This is a genomic window from Paenarthrobacter sp. DKR-5, assembly GCF_018531425.1.
Taxonomy (GTDB): domain Bacteria; phylum Actinomycetota; class Actinomycetes; order Actinomycetales; family Micrococcaceae; genus DKR-5.
The window spans coordinates 587,259-602,347 of record NZ_JAHBOI010000002.1; the positions used below are offsets into that span (position 1 = coordinate 587,259).

Sequence of the window (15,089 nt, forward strand, 5' to 3'; positions counted from 1 at the left end):
CGCAGGCTCTTTGTCACACAGGGCGTTGCCGCACCGGACGCGCCGCCCCTGGCCTGGCTAGACGGCGGCGCTGCCGCTGCCGCTGTCGCTGCCGGCGGCCTGTTCGCCGTCGCCGGCAGCCGCGGACGCCGGGGGTTGGCTGCGCGTGTGGCCAGGCTCGTGCTTCCGGGCGTTGATCACGGTCACGGTCCCGGGCTTCTTGTCCACGGACCCGGGCCTCTTGTCCGCGCTTCCGGGCCTCTTGTCCTGCGCAGCGCGGTCCCCCGCGCCGTCGCCCAGCCGGACCGCTGACTTGCGGCCGTCTTCGGCTGCCTTCGCACTCTTGCGGGCCGCCAGCCGTTCCTTGATGGTGCTGGCGTAGAGGTCCACGTATTCCTGCCCGGACAGGCGCATGAGTTCGTACATGATCTCGTCAGTGACCGAGCGCTGGACGAAGCGGTCCTCCTCCAGGCCCTTGTACCGGGAGAAGTCGATCGGCTCGCCGAAAATGATGCCGATCCGCCGGATGTTGGGCATCCGCTTTCCGATTGGCTGCACCTTGTCCGTGCCGATCATGGCAACCGGAATCACCGGCACACCGCTGCTGAGCACGAGTTTGGCGACGCCGGTCTTGCCGCGGTAAAGGCGTCCGTCAGGACTGCGGGTCCCCTCCGGGTAAATCCCCAGCAAGCCGCCGTTCTTGAGCACTTCCAGTCCCAGACCGAGCGACGTGGCGGATGCGGCTCCCCCGGAGCGGTCCATCGGCAGCTGGTTGGTGAGGCGGAAGAATGCGGCCGTCAGCCGGCCCTTGAGGCCCTTGCCGGTGAAGTATTCAGACTTGGCAAGAAACACCACGGGGCGCGAAACCATCAGCGGCATGAAGATGGAATCGGAAAAGGACAAATGATTGCTGGCAAGCACCGCGGGCCCGTCGACAGGCACGTTGTCCAGCCCCTTCACCCAGGGACGGAACAGCAGTTTGATAAGCGGACCCAGGAAGATCCGCTTCATCACCCAATAGAACACGCTCTCTACCTCGTCCCCGTCCGGCGCTTCACTGCAACCCTACTCTAGTGAGAATTCAGGGGAATAGTGACACGATAGGGACATGACAGAGTCGGCGGGGCCGGTGCCTTTTTCCAGTGACGGACACGGCAGCAACGCCCGGATCGGTGTGGCCCTCAGCCACGGATTCACCGGCTCCACGGTGAGCATGCTTCCCTGGGCCCACTATCTGGCCGAACGCGGATTCGCGGTGCGGCTGCCCCTGCTGCCCGGCCACGGCACCCGCTGGGAGGACTTGGCCAAGACCCGCTGGGAGCAGTGGTACGACGCTTTCGAAACCGAATATCTCGAGCTCGCCGGCCGGACCGAGGTGGTGTTCGCTGCCGGACTTTCCATGGGCGGCACGCTGGCACTGCGGCTCGCCGAACACCACCCCACCGCCGGCCTTGCCCTGGTCAACCCGGCACTGACCTTCAGCGACCGCCGGGCTCCGCTGGCCGGGCTGCTGAAGTACTTCCTGAAGTCCACCCCGGCCATCGGGGATGACATCCTCAAGGAGGGCGTCACCGAAGGGGCGTACCCCTTCACCCCCGTGGCCGGAGTGCACCAGCTGCGCCGGCTGTTCCTGGACACCGGGCGCAACCTTTCCCGGATCGCGGCGCCCACCATGCTGTTCCGCTCCACGGTGGACAATGTCGTGCCGGAGAGCAGCGTGGACCTGATCCGCGAGCGCATCGGCAGCCGCGAGTTCGAGGTGGTGCCGCTGCCGAACAGCCGTCATGTGGCCACCTTGGACAATGACGCCGAACTCATTTTCGAACGCTCCGCCCGCTTCTTCCTCGAGACCGCCGAGCGGTCCACCGGAACCGGCAGGACCCGTGCCTCATGAACCGCCCGGAGCATGGCCCCCACGACCAGGGCGCGAACAACGACGACGAGGCGGTCTGGCTGGACCTCGTTGCCCGGCTGGAGCAGACCTCCAGCGACGACCTCGAACCGGGCAACAGGCCGTGGGACCTTGACGGGGAGGCGGTCGTCTTTGACGAATTCGACCCCCTCGGCCTCGCCGGAGCAGGACCGGCCCGGCCGGAGGCCGGCGGGACGCCGGATGGACCGGCCCGGCAGTTCACGTCCGGCTCGCCGGACGGAGACGCCGTCAGCGACCACGCGGAAACCGGCGACGAAGGCGACGACGGCGACGAGGGTTTCGTTCCCGAGGAACCACCGTCGCTGGCGGACGCGGACCCGCTGACAGTACTCGCCTGGACCGGGGCCGTCGGCGGACCGGTATCGCTGCTGCTGGCAGCCATTTTCTGGCGTTCGGCTCCCCTGCTCGCCATTCTCGGGATCATCGCCGCCTTCATCGCTTCCGTCGTCTTCCTCGTCTTCAGGCTTCCGACGGACCGCGACAGCGACGACGACGGCGCGGTCCTCTAGCCGCTCTTCACAGCACCTGCTCCCCTTCTGCGCTTGCACAAGTAGCACGCGCGTGCAACTATTTATGGAGCGCGTGCAACTATTTCGCACGCCGGGCACCTTTCCCGGCGCAGGGGCGCACCCCCGCCCCTGCACCGGGGACGCGCCGCACCAACATCCCCAATCCAAAAGGAGCCATGGGCATGCCCATCGCACTGTTCGCCCTTGCCCTCGGCGGATTCGGCATCGGACTGACCGAATTCGTCATCATGGGCCTTCTGCCCGAAGTCGCCCGCGATTTCGGCGTCAGCGAGGCCACCGCCGGATACCTCATCTCCGGTTATGCCCTCAGTGTCGCCGTCGGCGCTGTCCTGATCACCGCTGCCGTCACGCGGTTGAACCGGAAGAAGGTCCTGCTGGGACTGATGGTGCTCTTCATCGCGGGCAACCTTGTCTCCGCCGTCGCCGCCACCTACCCCCTCATGCTGGCCGGACGAATCATCGCCGCACTGTGCCATGGCGCGTTCTTCGGCATTGGCGCGGTGGTGGCCGCGGACCTCGTCGCGCCGACCCGGCGCGCAGGGGCGATCGCCTTGATGTTCGCAGGCCTCACCAGCGCCAACGTGCTCGGCGTCCCGATCGGCACGCTGCTGGGCCAGAACCTGGGCTGGCGCTCGACCTTCTGGGCCATCACTGCCATCGGGGTGGTCGCCTTCGCCGGCATCGCACTGCTCGTGCCCTCAACGCCGGGTTCCTCGGCCGCCGGGAGCCTGCGCTCGGAAGTGCGTGCGTTCCGCCGGCCGCAGGTCTGGCTCTCGATCGCCGTGACCGTGCTCGGCTACGGCGGCATGTTCGGCGGCTTCACCTACATCGCCTTCACGCTCACCGAAGTCAGCGGATTCGCCGCCTCGACCGTCCCATGGCTGCTGGTGGTGTTCGGCGCGGGGCTCTTCGTCGGCAATTTCGCCGGCGGCCGGGCGGCCGACCGCAATCTGCCGCTGACGCTGACGGTCCTGCTCGTCGGGCTCGCCGCCGTCCTCGTGGTGTTCGCCATCACAGCCGGCAACCAGGCCGCCGTCATTGCCTGCCTGTTCCTGATGGGTTCCTTCGGCTTCGCCACCGTGCCGGGACTGCAGATGAGGATTCTGCACTACGCCTCGGAAGCCCCCACCCTGGCCTCGGGCGCCAACATCGCGGCCTTCAACGTGGGGAACGCCCTCGGGGCGTGGGTCGGCGGCCTGGGCATCGCCGCCGGGCTCGGCTTCACCTCCCCGCTCTGGGCCGGCGCCGCCGTGACGGTTGCAGGGCTGCTGGTGCTGCTGGGCGCGACGGCAGCCGAGCGCCGGAGCCTGCGCTCCGCCGCGCTGCCGGAACCCGAAGCCCTCCCGGCGGAGGCAGCGGACCGCGAGGCTGCACGGGCAGGCTGAGCGGGCAGGCTGAGCGGGCAGGCTGAGCGGGCAGGCTGAGCGGCGCGCGGGTTCCGCTGATTGCTACGATCGGTACAGGCCCAGGGAAGGACAACAGTGGCAATTTCAGACGACGCGGTGCAGATCCGGGCGCAGGGCTGGCGCACGCTGGCCGCGCTGCACGGCACGATCGACGCGGCCCTGGAAAAGGCGCTGCAGTCGGAGCACCAGCTCTCAGTGGTCGAGTTCACCGTGCTCGACGCGCTTTCCCGCCAGGACGGCTGGCACATGCGGATGCAGCAGCTCGCCCGCGCAGCGGCGCTCAGCAGCAGCGCCACCACCCGGCTGGTCACCCGGCTCGAAGACCGCGGCCTGCTCACCCGCATCATGTGCGACGACGACCGCCGGGGGATCTACACCGAGCTCACCCGGCAGGGGGTTGCCGTGCTCGAGCAGGCCCGACCCACCCACGATGCCGCCCTGCAGAAAGCGTTGGCGGGCGCGGCGGAGGTTGCGGAACTCGAGCCCCTCGTGCGCGCGCTCGATGACGTCTCACGGGGTTCGGCGGGCGGCCGGCTGTCCGCGTAGGGCCCGCTCAGGTTTCGTTCAGTCGCGCACCCGGGCCGAGACCCGGGAGAGGTCGGCGGCGCCGATCATGCCCGCCCGCGGCCCCAGTGCCGCCCGGACGATCGGTGCGGCCGGGCGGAAGCCCCGGCCGGTGAGGTTGCGGGCGAAGGCACGGCGCGCAGGCTCCAGCAGCAGGTCCCCTGCCTCGCACAGCCCTCCCCCCACCACAAATTGCCCCGGGTCCAGGGCTGCCGCCAGGTTCGCCAGGCCCAGGCCGAGCCACTCCCCGACGTCGCCGATCAGTTCCCGCGACGTTGGGTCCCCGTTGAGGCCAAGATCGGTGACGATGGCGCCGGTGATCGCATCGACGTCGGCCCCGACGGCCTTGAGAATCTCCTGGGCGACGGGCGAATCGGCCCGGGCCAGCTCGCGGGCCTCACGGCCCAGCGCGTTGCCTGACGCGTACTGTTCCCAGCAGCCCCGGTTGCCGCACTCGCAGCGCTGGCCGTTGGGCATGATGATCATGTGCCCGAACTCCCCGGCAACGCCGTACTGGCCGCGCTCCAGCCGGCCGTCCATCACCATCGCCCCGCCGATACCCGTCCCCAGCGTCACGCACACCAGCCGGCTCTGGCCGCGGCCGGCGCCGAAGCGCCACTCCGCCCAGGCTGCGGCGTCCGCGTCGTTGGCCAGCAGGACCCGGCGGCGCAACAGCCGCTCCAGGTTGGCGCGCAGCGGCTCGTTCCGCCACGCCAGATGCGGACTGAACAGCACGGTGCTGCCGCTGAGGTCCATCCAGCCGGCGGCCCCGATCCCGACGGACCAGATGCGGAAGTCGGCGCTGAGTTCCTTCACCAGCTCCACGATGGTCTGCTCAACCGCGCGCGGGTCGCGGCCCGGCGTCTGGCGCCGCTGTTCGTGCAGAACGCGGCCGTCAGCGTCCACCACACCCGCGGCGACCTTGGTGCCGCCGATGTCGATGCCGATGGCGAGGCCGCGCCGGCCGAGCCTGGACGGCATGCGTCCTCGGGGACGGAAACCGAAGCCGGCAGCGTTCCGGTGGCGCCACGGGGACGGAACCGCCGTCGCGGCCGGGCGGGAATGGGCGTCATACATGTTCTCAGGCATCACTGCCCATTCTAGGGAGCGGGCGCCCCGGCACGGGCAATCCGGTCCGCAGAACGGGCGGAAACGGCGCGCGACGGCCAATGTTACTCACCAGTAGGTAATTCGGTCCGCTGTCCCCGCGGTCCCGATAGAGTTAGCACACCTGCGCAGAACGGATATCGAAGGAGCTATCGTGCGAGAGTTCACCGTTCCACCCCTGGTGGAGGTCCCCCGCGACACCAACATCACTGATCTGGTGCTGCGGCAGGCAGCCAAGGCCTCGAACCCTGCGCTGTTCTCCCGCCGCGACGGCGAGGGAACCTGGAACACCGTCTCCGCCCGGAGCTTCCGTGACGACGCCGTGGCACTGGCCAAGGGCATGATGGCCTCCGGCATCCAAGCCGGGGACCGGGTCGGCATCATGGCCCGCACCCGCTATGAATGGGCGCTGGTCGATTTCGCGATCTGGTTCGCCGGGGCCGTATCGGTCCCCGTGTACGAGACGTCCTCGCCGTCGCAGGTAGCTTGGAACCTCTCCGATTCCGGGGCCGCCGCCGTGTTCGTGGAGCACGCGCGGCATGAGAACGCCGTGCGGTCGGCGGTTGACTCGGGCGGCCTCACCGGTTTGCGCCACGTCTGGCAGCTTGAGGGCAGCGCGCTCGACGTGCTGCGCGAGGCCGGGAGCGGCGTCAGTGACGAGGCTGCCGAGCAGCGCCGCGCCACCGCAGGCCTGGACGACCTCGCCACCATTATCTACACCTCGGGCACTACCGGCAGGCCCAAGGGGTGCGAGCTCACGCACGGCAATTTCGTCGACCTCGCCGAGAACGCCCTCGCCTCGCTTCCGGAGGTCGCGTATGAGGGTGCCCAGACGATCATGTTCCTGCCGCTGGCGCACGTCTTCGCCCGCTTCATCTCCGTCCTGGCCGTGGCGGCGGGCGTCACCGTGGCGCACACCCCTGACATCAAGAACCTGCTGCCTGACCTGCAGGGCTTCAAACCGACGTTCATCCTCGCGGTTCCGCGCGTGTTCGAAAAGGTGTACAACGCCTCCGCAATGAAGGCCGAGGACGGGGGCAAGGGCAAGATCTTCCACCGCGCTGCCGAAACCGCCATCGCCTACTCGAAGGCCCGGCAGTCCGGGTCCGTCCCGCTCCTGCTGAGGGCCCGGCACACGCTTTTCGACAAGCTCGTCTACGGCAAGCTGCGCGTTGCGATGGGCGGACGCATCACCCACGCTGTCTCCGGCGGCGGCCCGCTGGGCGAACGGCTCGGCCACTTCTTCCAGGGCATCGGCCTGCAGATCCTCGAGGGGTACGGCCTCACCGAGACCACCGCACCGGTCACGGTGAACACCCCGTCGCTGATCCGCATCGGAACCGTGGGTGCCCCGCTTCCGGGCAACGCGGTGCGCATCGCCGACGACGGCGAGATCCTCGCCAAGGGCGTCTGCGTGATGCGCGGCTACTACGAGCGCGAGGACCTGACCCGGGAGGCGTTCACGGACGGCTGGTTCCACACCGGCGACATGGGCGAGCTCGACGCCCAGGGCTACCTGCGGATCACCGGCCGGAAGAAGGAGATCATCGTCACCGCCGGGGGCAAGAACGTGGTGCCCGCGCTGCTGGAGGACCAGATCCGCTCCGACGCCCTGGTCTCGCAGTGCCTGGTGATCGGCGACAACCGCCCGTTCATCGCCGCGCTGGTCACCCTCGACGAGGAGGTGCTGCCGGGCTGGCTGGAACGGCACGGGCTGCCGGCCTCCACCACGGCGGAGCAGGCCCGGGACAACGCCAAGGTCCGGGAGACCGTGCAGGCGGTGATCGACGCGGCGAACACGTCAGTGTCGCAGGCCGAAGCGATCAAGGCCTTCCGCATCGTGCCGGGCGACTTCACCGAAGCCTCCGGGCACCTGACCCCGAGCATGAAGGTCAAGCGGGACCAGGTCCTGAAGGACTTCGGGGACTACGTCGAGGAGATGTACTCGGCGAAGAAACCCGCCTAGTTCCCCTGCAGTTCATCCACCACCAGCGCCGCGAGTTCGACGGCGGCGGCGCGGGTGGCGGGGCGCAGCTTGGCGAGCTCGATCCGCGACCCCTCGGCGAGATGGCGGTCGTAGGGAATCCGCACAACCGTGCGCACCCGCGACTTGAAATGCTCCTCGATCTCGTCGACGTTCACGAGGGTTCCCTCGCCCGCCGACATGTTGATCACCACGACGGCCTTGGCCACCAGGTCGTGGCGCCCGTGGGCCTCCAGCCACGACAGCGTCTCCGAGGCCAGCCGCGCCTCGTCCACGCTGCCGCCGGAGACCAGGACCACGCCGTCGGCCTTTTCGAGCGTTCCCTTCATGACCGAGTGCACCATGCCGGTGCCCGAGTCCGTGAGCACGATCGAGTAGTACCGGTCCAGGATCTCGGTGACAGCCCGGTAGTCCGAGTCGTCGAACGCGTGCGCAACCGCCGGGTCGGTATCGGAGGCCAGGATGTCCAGCCGGGACCCGTCCCGGGAGACATAGTTGGCGAGCTCGGAGAAGGACTGCACGCGGAACCGGTCGCGGACCAGCTGCCGGGCGGTGGCGTCGGCCCGGCCAGGCGAGCGGTCGGAGAGCGTTCCGCGGTCAGGATTCGCGTCGACAGCGATGACCCGGTCCTCGCGCAACTCTGCCAGCGTGAGGCCCAGCAGGCTGGTCACGGTCGTCTTGCCGACGCCGCCCTTGCGCGAGAGCACCGGGACGTAGCGTGTGCGCTGCCCCAGTCTGGCAGCGATGCGATGCTCCAAGGCGCGCCGGATCCGCACCTTGTCGGAGTCGCCGAGGTTCACGTAGCCGAAGGTTGCCTTGTACAGCCAAAGACGCCAGCCGCCCACCGGCGGGGCGGAGCTGATGCTCAGGAGGCGGTCGGCGGTGAGCGAGGAGGCCGGTTCAGGGCCCTCTTCGCGGTCACGCCGGGCGCTGCGGTGCGGTTCCTTCGCCTCCGCCGGCAATTCCCGCGTCACCGCGCCGATGCCGGGTTCCCACGCCGGAGCTTCGGGGAGCGCCGAGCCCTGCTGGGCGGCCGGAACCGCGGGGACCGTCACCAGCCCGGCAGCCACCGGGTATTCATCCTCCGCCGGGGCCGGAACAGCAGCCGCCGCGGAGACGGCCACCGGCACGCCAGCCAGGCTGGCCGGATCCGCGGAGTCCGGCACCTCGGGTGCGGACACTGTTGCGGCGGCTTCGGGCTTCGGCGCCGCCGGGGCTGACGCAGTTGTCGCCGCCGGTTCGGAGTCCGGCAGCGGCGGAACCTGCGGCGCAGGCTCCGGCTGCGGCCGGGACGCCGGGGCTGTCCGCCCCGCGGCCGGCTTCGCGGGCTGCTTGGGAGCGGGCTGCTTGGGAGCGGGCTGCTTGGGAGCAGCTTGGGCCGTGCCGGCGCTCCGTGCCTCTCGTGCTGCCCGGGCCTTGTCTTGCTGCGGCGCGGACGGGTTCTTGTCTTCGGTCATAGCTCCAACCTCGGGCGCGGGGAACCCGGCCGCCGCGGCAGCCGGGTGCTTGTGCTCAGCACTCACCATAACGCACGGAAACAGGCGCGCCCCGGTCCTGCGGCCGCAGCGGCAGGACCGGGGCGGGCCCCGGAAGGTGGAGGTCAGGCCTCGTCGACGACGAGCAGGAGGTCACCGCCCTGCACCTGGCCGACGCCGGTCACGGCCAGCCGGGACACCGTGCCGGCCACCGGCGTCGTGATGGAGGCCTCCATCTTCATTGCCTCGATGGTGGCCACCGTGTCCCCTGCCTTGACCGTGTCGCCGACGGCGACGGCCGGGGTGACGGCTCCGGCGAAGGGAGCGGCAACCTGGCCAGGGACCTTCGGGTCGGCCCGTTCCGCCGCCTTGACCTCGCTGGCCACGCTGCGGTCACGCACAAGGACGGGCCGGGACTGGCCGTTGAGTTTGCACATCACCGTGCGCATGCCCTTGTTGTCGACCTCGGAGATGGCCTCCAGCGAGGCGATCAGGCGCACACCCTTCTCGAGCACGATCTCGTGCTCGCGGTCCCGCTGCAGCCCGTAGAGGTAGTCGCGGGTGTCCAGCACCGACACGTCGCCGTACGTCTCCCGGCTGCGCTCGAAGTCCTTGGTGGGGCCGGCGAACAGCAGCCGGTTGAGCGTGGCGCGGCGGGACTTGGAGTCTGCGCCCAGCGCCGCGGCGTCCTCCGCAGACAGCGCGGCGTCGCGCACCTTCACCTGGCGGCCCTGCAGCGCCTTGCTGCGGAAGGGCTCGGGCCAGCCGCCGGGCGGGTCCCCCAGCTCGCCGGAGAGGAACCCGATGACGGAGTCCGGGATGTCGTAATTCTGCGGGTTCGCTTCGAAGTCCGCCGGGTCCGCGTTCAAGCCCACCAAGTGCAGCGCCAGGTCGCCGACCACCTTCGAGGACGGCGTGACCTTCACCAAATGCCCCAGGATCCGGTCGGCGTGCGTGTACATGTCCTCGATGGCTTCGAAGCGCTCGCCCAGGCCAAGCGCGATCGCCTGCTGGCGCAGATTGGAGAGCTGGCCGCCGGGAATTTCGTGCCGGTAGACGCGCCCGGTGGGCCCGGGCAGCCCGGATTCGAACGGCGCGTACACGCGTCGCACAGCTTCCCAGTACGGCTCGAGCGAACTGACCGCGTCGAGGCTGATGCCGGCGTCACGTTCCGTGTGCGCCAGGGCAGCGACCAAAGCGGATGCGGACACCTGGCTCGTCGTCCCGGCCAGGGACGCGGAGGCGACGTCGACCGCGTCCACGCCCGCGTCGATGGCCGCCATCAGCGTGGCAAGCTGGCCGCCGGCGGTGTCATGGGTGTGCAGGTGCACCGGCAGGCTGAACCGTTCGCGGAGGGCCCGCACCAGGCGGGCCGCGGCGGCGGGCCGGAGCAGGCCGGCCATATCCTTGATCGCCAGAATATGGGCGCCCGCGTCGACCATCCGCTGCGCGAGCTCCAGGTAGTAATCGAGGGTGTAGAGCTTCTCCTCCGGGTCCAGCATGTCGGAGGTGTAGCAGAGTGCGACCTCGGCGACAGCCGTGCCGGTTGCCCGGACTGCCATGATGGCCGGCTCCATCTGATCCACGTCGTTCAGGGCATCGAAGATGCGGAAGATGTCCACGCCCGACGCCGCGGCCTCCTTGACGAAGGCCTCGGTGACCTGCACCGGGTAGGGCGTGTAGCCGACAGTGTTCCGCCCGCGCAGCAACATCTGGATGCAGATGTTCGGCAGCGCCTCGCGCAGCGCGGCCAGCCGCTCCCAGGGGTCCTCCCCGAGGAACCGCAGCGCGACGTCGTAGGTGGCGCCGCCCCACGCCTCCACCGAGAGCAGCTGCGGGGTGAGCCGCGCAACGGCCGGGGCCGCAGCGAGCAGGTCCCGGGTGCGCACCCGGGTGGCGAGCAACGACTGGTGCGCGTCGCGGAAGGTGGTGTCGGTGACAGCCACGGGCGTCTGCTCGCGCAGCGCCTTGGCGAAGCCCTCGGGCCCGAGCTCCAGCAGCCGCTGACGCGAGCCGGCCGGCGCCTCGCCCTCCACGGCAGGCAGCTTCGCTGCCGGGTCGCTATGGACCTGCAGCTCCCCGTTCGGCTTGTTGACAGTCACGTCAGCGAGCCAGCTCAGCAGCTTGGTTCCGCGGTCGGCGGAGACGCGGGCCTTGACCAGCTCCGGCCGCTCGTCAATGAAGGACGTGGCGACATTTCCGGCCACGAAGTCGGGGTCGTCCAGGACTGCCTGCAGGAAGGAGATGTTGGTGGACACGCCACGGATCCGGAACTCGGCCAGGGCGCGCCGGGCACGGGCCACCGCGGTCGGGTAGTCCCGGCCTCGGCAGGTGAGCTTGACCAGCATCGAATCGAAGTGCGGGCTGATCTCCGCACCGGAGTACACCGTGCCGCCGTCCAGGCGCACGCCGGCGCCGCCGGCCGAGCGGTAGCCCGTGATGCGCCCGACGTCCGGCCGGAAGCCGTTGGCCGGGTCCTCGGTGGTGATCCGGCACTGCAGGGCGGCACCGCGCAGCGCGACGGTTTCCTGGCTCAGGCCCAGGTCCGCCAGCGTCTCCCCCGCCGCGATGCGCATCTGTGCCTGCACGAGGTCGACGTCGGTCACTTCCTCGGTGACGGTGTGTTCGACCTGGATGCGGGGGTTCATCTCGATGAACACATGCTGCCCGGCACGCTCGCCTACCGTGTCGACAAGGAATTCGACTGTTCCCGCGTTGACGTAGTTCAGTGCCTTCGCGAACGCCACCGCGTCACGGTAGAGCGCCTGGCGGATGTTCTCGTCCAGGTTCGGCGCGGGGGCGATCTCGATGACCTTCTGGTGCCGGCGCTGCAGCGAACAATCCCGTTCGAACAGATGCATGACGTTGCCCTGGCTGTCGGCGAGGATCTGGACTTCGATGTGCCGCGGGCGCAGGACTGCCTGCTCCAGGAAGACCGTCGGGTCGCCGAACGCGGTGTCCGCTTCGCGCATCGCGGCGCTGAGGGCCTCGGGCAGCGCCTCCCGGGTGTCGACCCGGCGCATGCCGCGGCCGCCGCCGCCGGCCACTGCCTTGACGAAGATCGGGAAGCCGATCCCGTCCGCCTCGGCCAGCAGCACCTCGGGGTCCGAGCTGGGCGGGCTGGACTTCAGCACAGGGATGCCGGCCTTCCGCGCGGCTTCGAGCGCGCGCACCTTGTGTCCGGCCAGTTCGAGTACGTCCGCGTCCGGGCCGACGAAGGTGATGCCCGCTTCCTTCGCCGCGCGGGCCAGGTCGGGGTTCTCCGAGAGGAAGCCGTAGCCGGGGTAGATCGCGTCGGCCCCTGCTTCCTTGGCTACGCGGATGATTTCTGCGACGTTGAGGTAGGCCCGGACGGGATGGCCTTCCTCCCCGATCGGGTACGCCTCGTCGGCTTTTTGCCGGTGGATCGAGTTCCTGTCCTCGTAGGGGAACACCGCGACTGTCCGGGCCCCGAGCTCGTATCCGGCACGGAAGGCGCGGATGGCGATTTCTCCTCGGTTGGCCACCAAAATCTTCGAGAACATGACTCTCCTGCGTCGTTGCGGGTCGGGGGACGTGGTGCCATTCTGGGCGATCCCCGTGTGCCCCGGCAACACATCGTGCCCCAGCTCACACTAGCAGGATGCGTGCGGCCGCCAGGGCTCGCTGAGGAGGCTTCGGAATCAACTCCGGCGGCTGCTTCCACCTATGATGAAGGTGGTGCTCAGCGATGAGCCCGCTATGTCGGTCGCTGAAGCGGGCCGGCGAAGCGCCACCGGGGAGGTGCGGGCCACGGCCGTCCGTACCGGGGGCCCGGTCCCGGGAGCTTCACCGTGGTGAAGACGAGCAACGTTAGGTATTGGTTCATCAAGTGCAAGTAGTGAGCATCAGCAGCCTCAAAGGCGGCGTCGGCAAGACGTCGGTCACTCTGGGACTCGCCTCCGCTGCTCTCGCGGCGGGTATCCGAACACTCGTGGTGGACCTCGATCCGCATGCGGACGCCACCACCGGTCTCGGCGTCCGCGCGGGCAGCCAGCTGGACATTGGCCGCATGCTCAAGGTCGCCCGCCGCGCCCGGCTCTCCGAAAACGTGGTGCCGTCCGGATGGGTGGCGGCTGCCCCCGACAGCGACGGCACGAAGACCCTCGACGTCGCCGCGGGCTCGGCCTATGCGGGCATCTACGACCGCCCCGATCTCGGCCGCAGGGACTTGCGGCGGCTCAGCACGGTCCTGGCCGGGGCGACTGGCTACGATCTTGTCCTCATCGACTGCCCTCCCTCCCTGAACGGCCTCACCCGGATGGCCTGGACGGCCAGCAACCGGGTGCTGCTTGTCGCCGAGCCGGGCCTGTTCTCCGTGGCCGGCACGGAACGCACCCTGCGCGCCATCGAACTGTTCAAGCAGGAATTCGCGCCGAACCTGGTGCCGGCGGGCATTGTGGCCAACCGGGTGCGGCCGGGCTCAAACGAGCACACCTACCGTTTGGCTGAAATGCGGTCCATGTTCGGGCCCCTGCTGCTCTCGCCGCACATTCCGGAGCAGGCCAACTGGCAGCAGATCCAGGGCGCAGCGCACGCGGTGCACCAGTGGCCCGGCGACGCGGCGAAGAACGCTTCGGAACTGTTCGACGACCTGCTCGCCAACCTGGTGCAGAAGGGCCGGACACGCAACCGCGTCAAGCGGTGAGTCCCGGGACCGCGGGCCCCTTCGCCTGACCCGGGCCGCTTAACCACGAAGGCGCCGCCACCCAACGGGTGCGGCGCCTTTTTCGCGGGTCCGGCGTGGAACCGGCTTTCGTCAGGAGATCTTTCGTGCCCGGCGCTTGCTGAGTTCGTCGTCCGGGAAGGACTGCTCCTCCACATGCTCGCTGGGCAACGCGGCAAGGCTGCCTTCGACTTCGCGCCACACCCGTCCGACAGCGATGCCGAAGACGCCCTGGCCGCCCTGGACCAGGTCGATGACCTCGTCGGCCGAGGTGCACTCGTAGACGCTGGCGCCGTCGCTCATGAGCGTAATCTGGGCCAGGTCCTCGACCCCCCGCTCGCGCAGGTGGTCCACGGCGGTGCGGATCTGCTGCAGCGAGACGCCGGTGTCCAGCAGGCGCTTGACCACCTTGAGGACGAGGATGTCACGGAAACTGTAGAGGCGCTGGGAGCCGGAACCGGAGGCTCCGCGCACTGCGGGCTCGACCAGGCCGGTGCGGGCCCAGTAGTCCAGCTGGCGGTACGTGATTCCTGCCGCCTTGCATGCCGTCGGGCCCCGGTACCCTGCGTCCTCATCGAGGACCGGCAGGTCCTCGGTGAACAGCAGTCCCTGGGCGCTGGCCGGTAGGGGTGCGGCAGCGTGCTTAAGCTCGCCGGCGTCGCCTTTCGGACTCACGTGAACCCTCCTTGTCGTAGCTCCTCAGAGAAGTCCCTGAGGCGGCTTTGACCGACATGACGTGAAACCCACCAATGTAAGTCACTCTCAGTCTGCCCGCAACAGGCTACCCATGCAATGGGACTCTCTATCAAAAACGGTAGAGCCGCCCGGGCCCCCGGTCAAAGATGCGGCCCTCTTAGGGGCGGCGTGTCGGAAGTTTGAACCTCAACTTTAACCTGAACGTTATCAACCGGGCCGTTCAGCGCTCGAAATCCTCCGGCTCGACGTCGTCGAGGAACTCGCGGAAGCGGCGCATCTCCTTCTCCTCGTCGACCGCCGGTTCGGCGGCTTCCCCGCCTTCGTCGTGCTCGGCGATCTTCACCCCGGCCTCGTCCATCACCTCGTCCGCACAGCGGATCGGGCACTTGGCCCGCAGTGCCACCGCGAGGGCGTCCGACGCGCGGGAGCTGACCCGCACGCCGTTGTCGAACACAAGCTCGGCGTAGAAGACGTTGTCCGTCACCGCGACGATGTTCACGCCCACGATTTCGCGGCCCAGGCTGGTGACCACATCACAGAGCAGGTCGTGCGTCAGCGGCCGCGGCGGAACGATCCCTTGCTGGGCGAGCGCGATCGCGCTGGCCTCGGGGGTGCCGATCCAGATGGGCAGGTGCCGTTCCCCGTGGACCTCCTTCAGCAGCACCAGCGGCTGGTTGGACGGCAGCTCTATGCGCACGCCGACAATCTGGAGCTCAATCACAGTTGCCTCC

At 69.2% G+C, this 15,089-nt stretch carries 12 protein-coding genes; 6 read left to right on the forward strand and 6 right to left on the reverse strand.

Annotation, left to right across the window (positions count from 1 at the left end):
* Positions 1–57: 57 nt before the first annotated feature.
* Positions 58–1,005: a 1-acyl-sn-glycerol-3-phosphate acyltransferase gene (locus KIH31_RS06100; protein ID WP_214426171.1), complete on the reverse strand. Its 948-nt coding sequence runs from the start codon at positions 1,003–1,005 to the stop codon at positions 58–60.
* An 82-nt stretch (positions 1,006–1,087) separates the two neighbouring features.
* Here KIH31_RS06100 and KIH31_RS06105 point away from each other — a divergent pair, with 82 nt between their 5' ends.
* From KIH31_RS06105 to KIH31_RS06120, 4 genes are all read left to right on the forward strand, one after another.
* Positions 1,088–1,873 carry a carboxylesterase gene (locus KIH31_RS06105; RefSeq protein WP_214426172.1) on the forward strand — a complete coding sequence of 262 codons (786 nt, stop codon included), beginning with the start codon at positions 1,088–1,090 and terminating at the stop codon, positions 1,871–1,873.
* Complete coding sequence (locus KIH31_RS06110; RefSeq protein ID WP_214426173.1) at positions 1,870–2,421, forward strand: DMT family transporter; 552 nt, start codon at positions 1,870–1,872, stop codon at positions 2,419–2,421. Before KIH31_RS06105 ends, KIH31_RS06110 begins: the two co-directional genes overlap by 4 nt.
* Positions 2,422–2,603: 182 nt before the next feature.
* Positions 2,604–3,827: an MFS transporter gene (locus tag KIH31_RS06115; RefSeq protein ID WP_214426174.1), complete on the forward strand. Its 1,224-nt coding sequence runs from the start codon at positions 2,604–2,606 to the stop codon at positions 3,825–3,827.
* Between the two features lie 96 nt (positions 3,828–3,923).
* A complete protein-coding gene (locus KIH31_RS06120; RefSeq protein ID WP_214426175.1) occupies positions 3,924–4,394 on the forward strand; it encodes a MarR family transcriptional regulator in 471 nt (156 codons plus the stop codon).
* 18 nt (positions 4,395–4,412) lie between these two features.
* On the opposite strand, the gene KIH31_RS06125 is transcribed toward KIH31_RS06120, so the two are convergent.
* The gene (locus KIH31_RS06125; protein WP_250545625.1) at positions 4,413–5,393 is read right to left on the reverse strand and encodes an ROK family glucokinase; all 981 of its coding nucleotides are present in this window, start codon (positions 5,391–5,393) and stop codon (positions 4,413–4,415) included.
* Between the two features lie 280 nt (positions 5,394–5,673).
* Here KIH31_RS06125 and KIH31_RS06130 point away from each other — a divergent pair, with 280 nt between their 5' ends.
* Positions 5,674–7,485, forward strand: a complete 1,812-nt coding sequence (locus KIH31_RS06130; RefSeq protein ID WP_214426176.1) for a long-chain fatty acid--CoA ligase — start codon at positions 5,674–5,676, stop codon at positions 7,483–7,485.
* On the opposite strand, the gene KIH31_RS06135 is transcribed toward KIH31_RS06130, so the two are convergent.
* Entirely contained in the window at positions 7,482–8,960 is a 1,479-nt protein-coding gene (locus tag KIH31_RS06135) for a hypothetical protein (protein ID WP_250545501.1), read from the reverse strand. The genes KIH31_RS06130 and KIH31_RS06135 overlap by 4 nt on opposite strands.
* 143 nt (positions 8,961–9,103) lie before the next feature.
* Entirely contained in the window at positions 9,104–12,502 is a 3,399-nt protein-coding gene (locus KIH31_RS06140) for a pyruvate carboxylase (protein ID WP_214426177.1), read from the reverse strand.
* Positions 12,503–12,828: 326 nt separating this feature from the next.
* Between KIH31_RS06140 and KIH31_RS06145 the strand changes: the two genes are divergently transcribed.
* On the forward strand, positions 12,829–13,644 hold the full coding sequence (locus tag KIH31_RS06145; RefSeq protein ID WP_214426178.1) for a ParA family protein: 816 nt from the start codon (positions 12,829–12,831) through the stop codon (positions 13,642–13,644).
* Between the two features lie 111 nt (positions 13,645–13,755).
* Here the strand turns inward: KIH31_RS06145 and KIH31_RS06150 are convergent, their stop codons facing one another.
* Positions 13,756–14,337, reverse strand: coding sequence for a MerR family transcriptional regulator (locus KIH31_RS06150; protein WP_214426179.1), 582 nt, complete (start codon positions 14,335–14,337; stop codon positions 13,756–13,758).
* A gap of 241 nt (positions 14,338–14,578) precedes the next feature.
* Positions 14,579–15,079 carry a bifunctional nuclease family protein gene (locus KIH31_RS06155; protein ID WP_214426180.1) on the reverse strand — a complete coding sequence of 167 codons (501 nt, stop codon included), beginning with the start codon at positions 15,077–15,079 and terminating at the stop codon, positions 14,579–14,581.
* Positions 15,080–15,089: the final 10 nt, after the last annotated feature.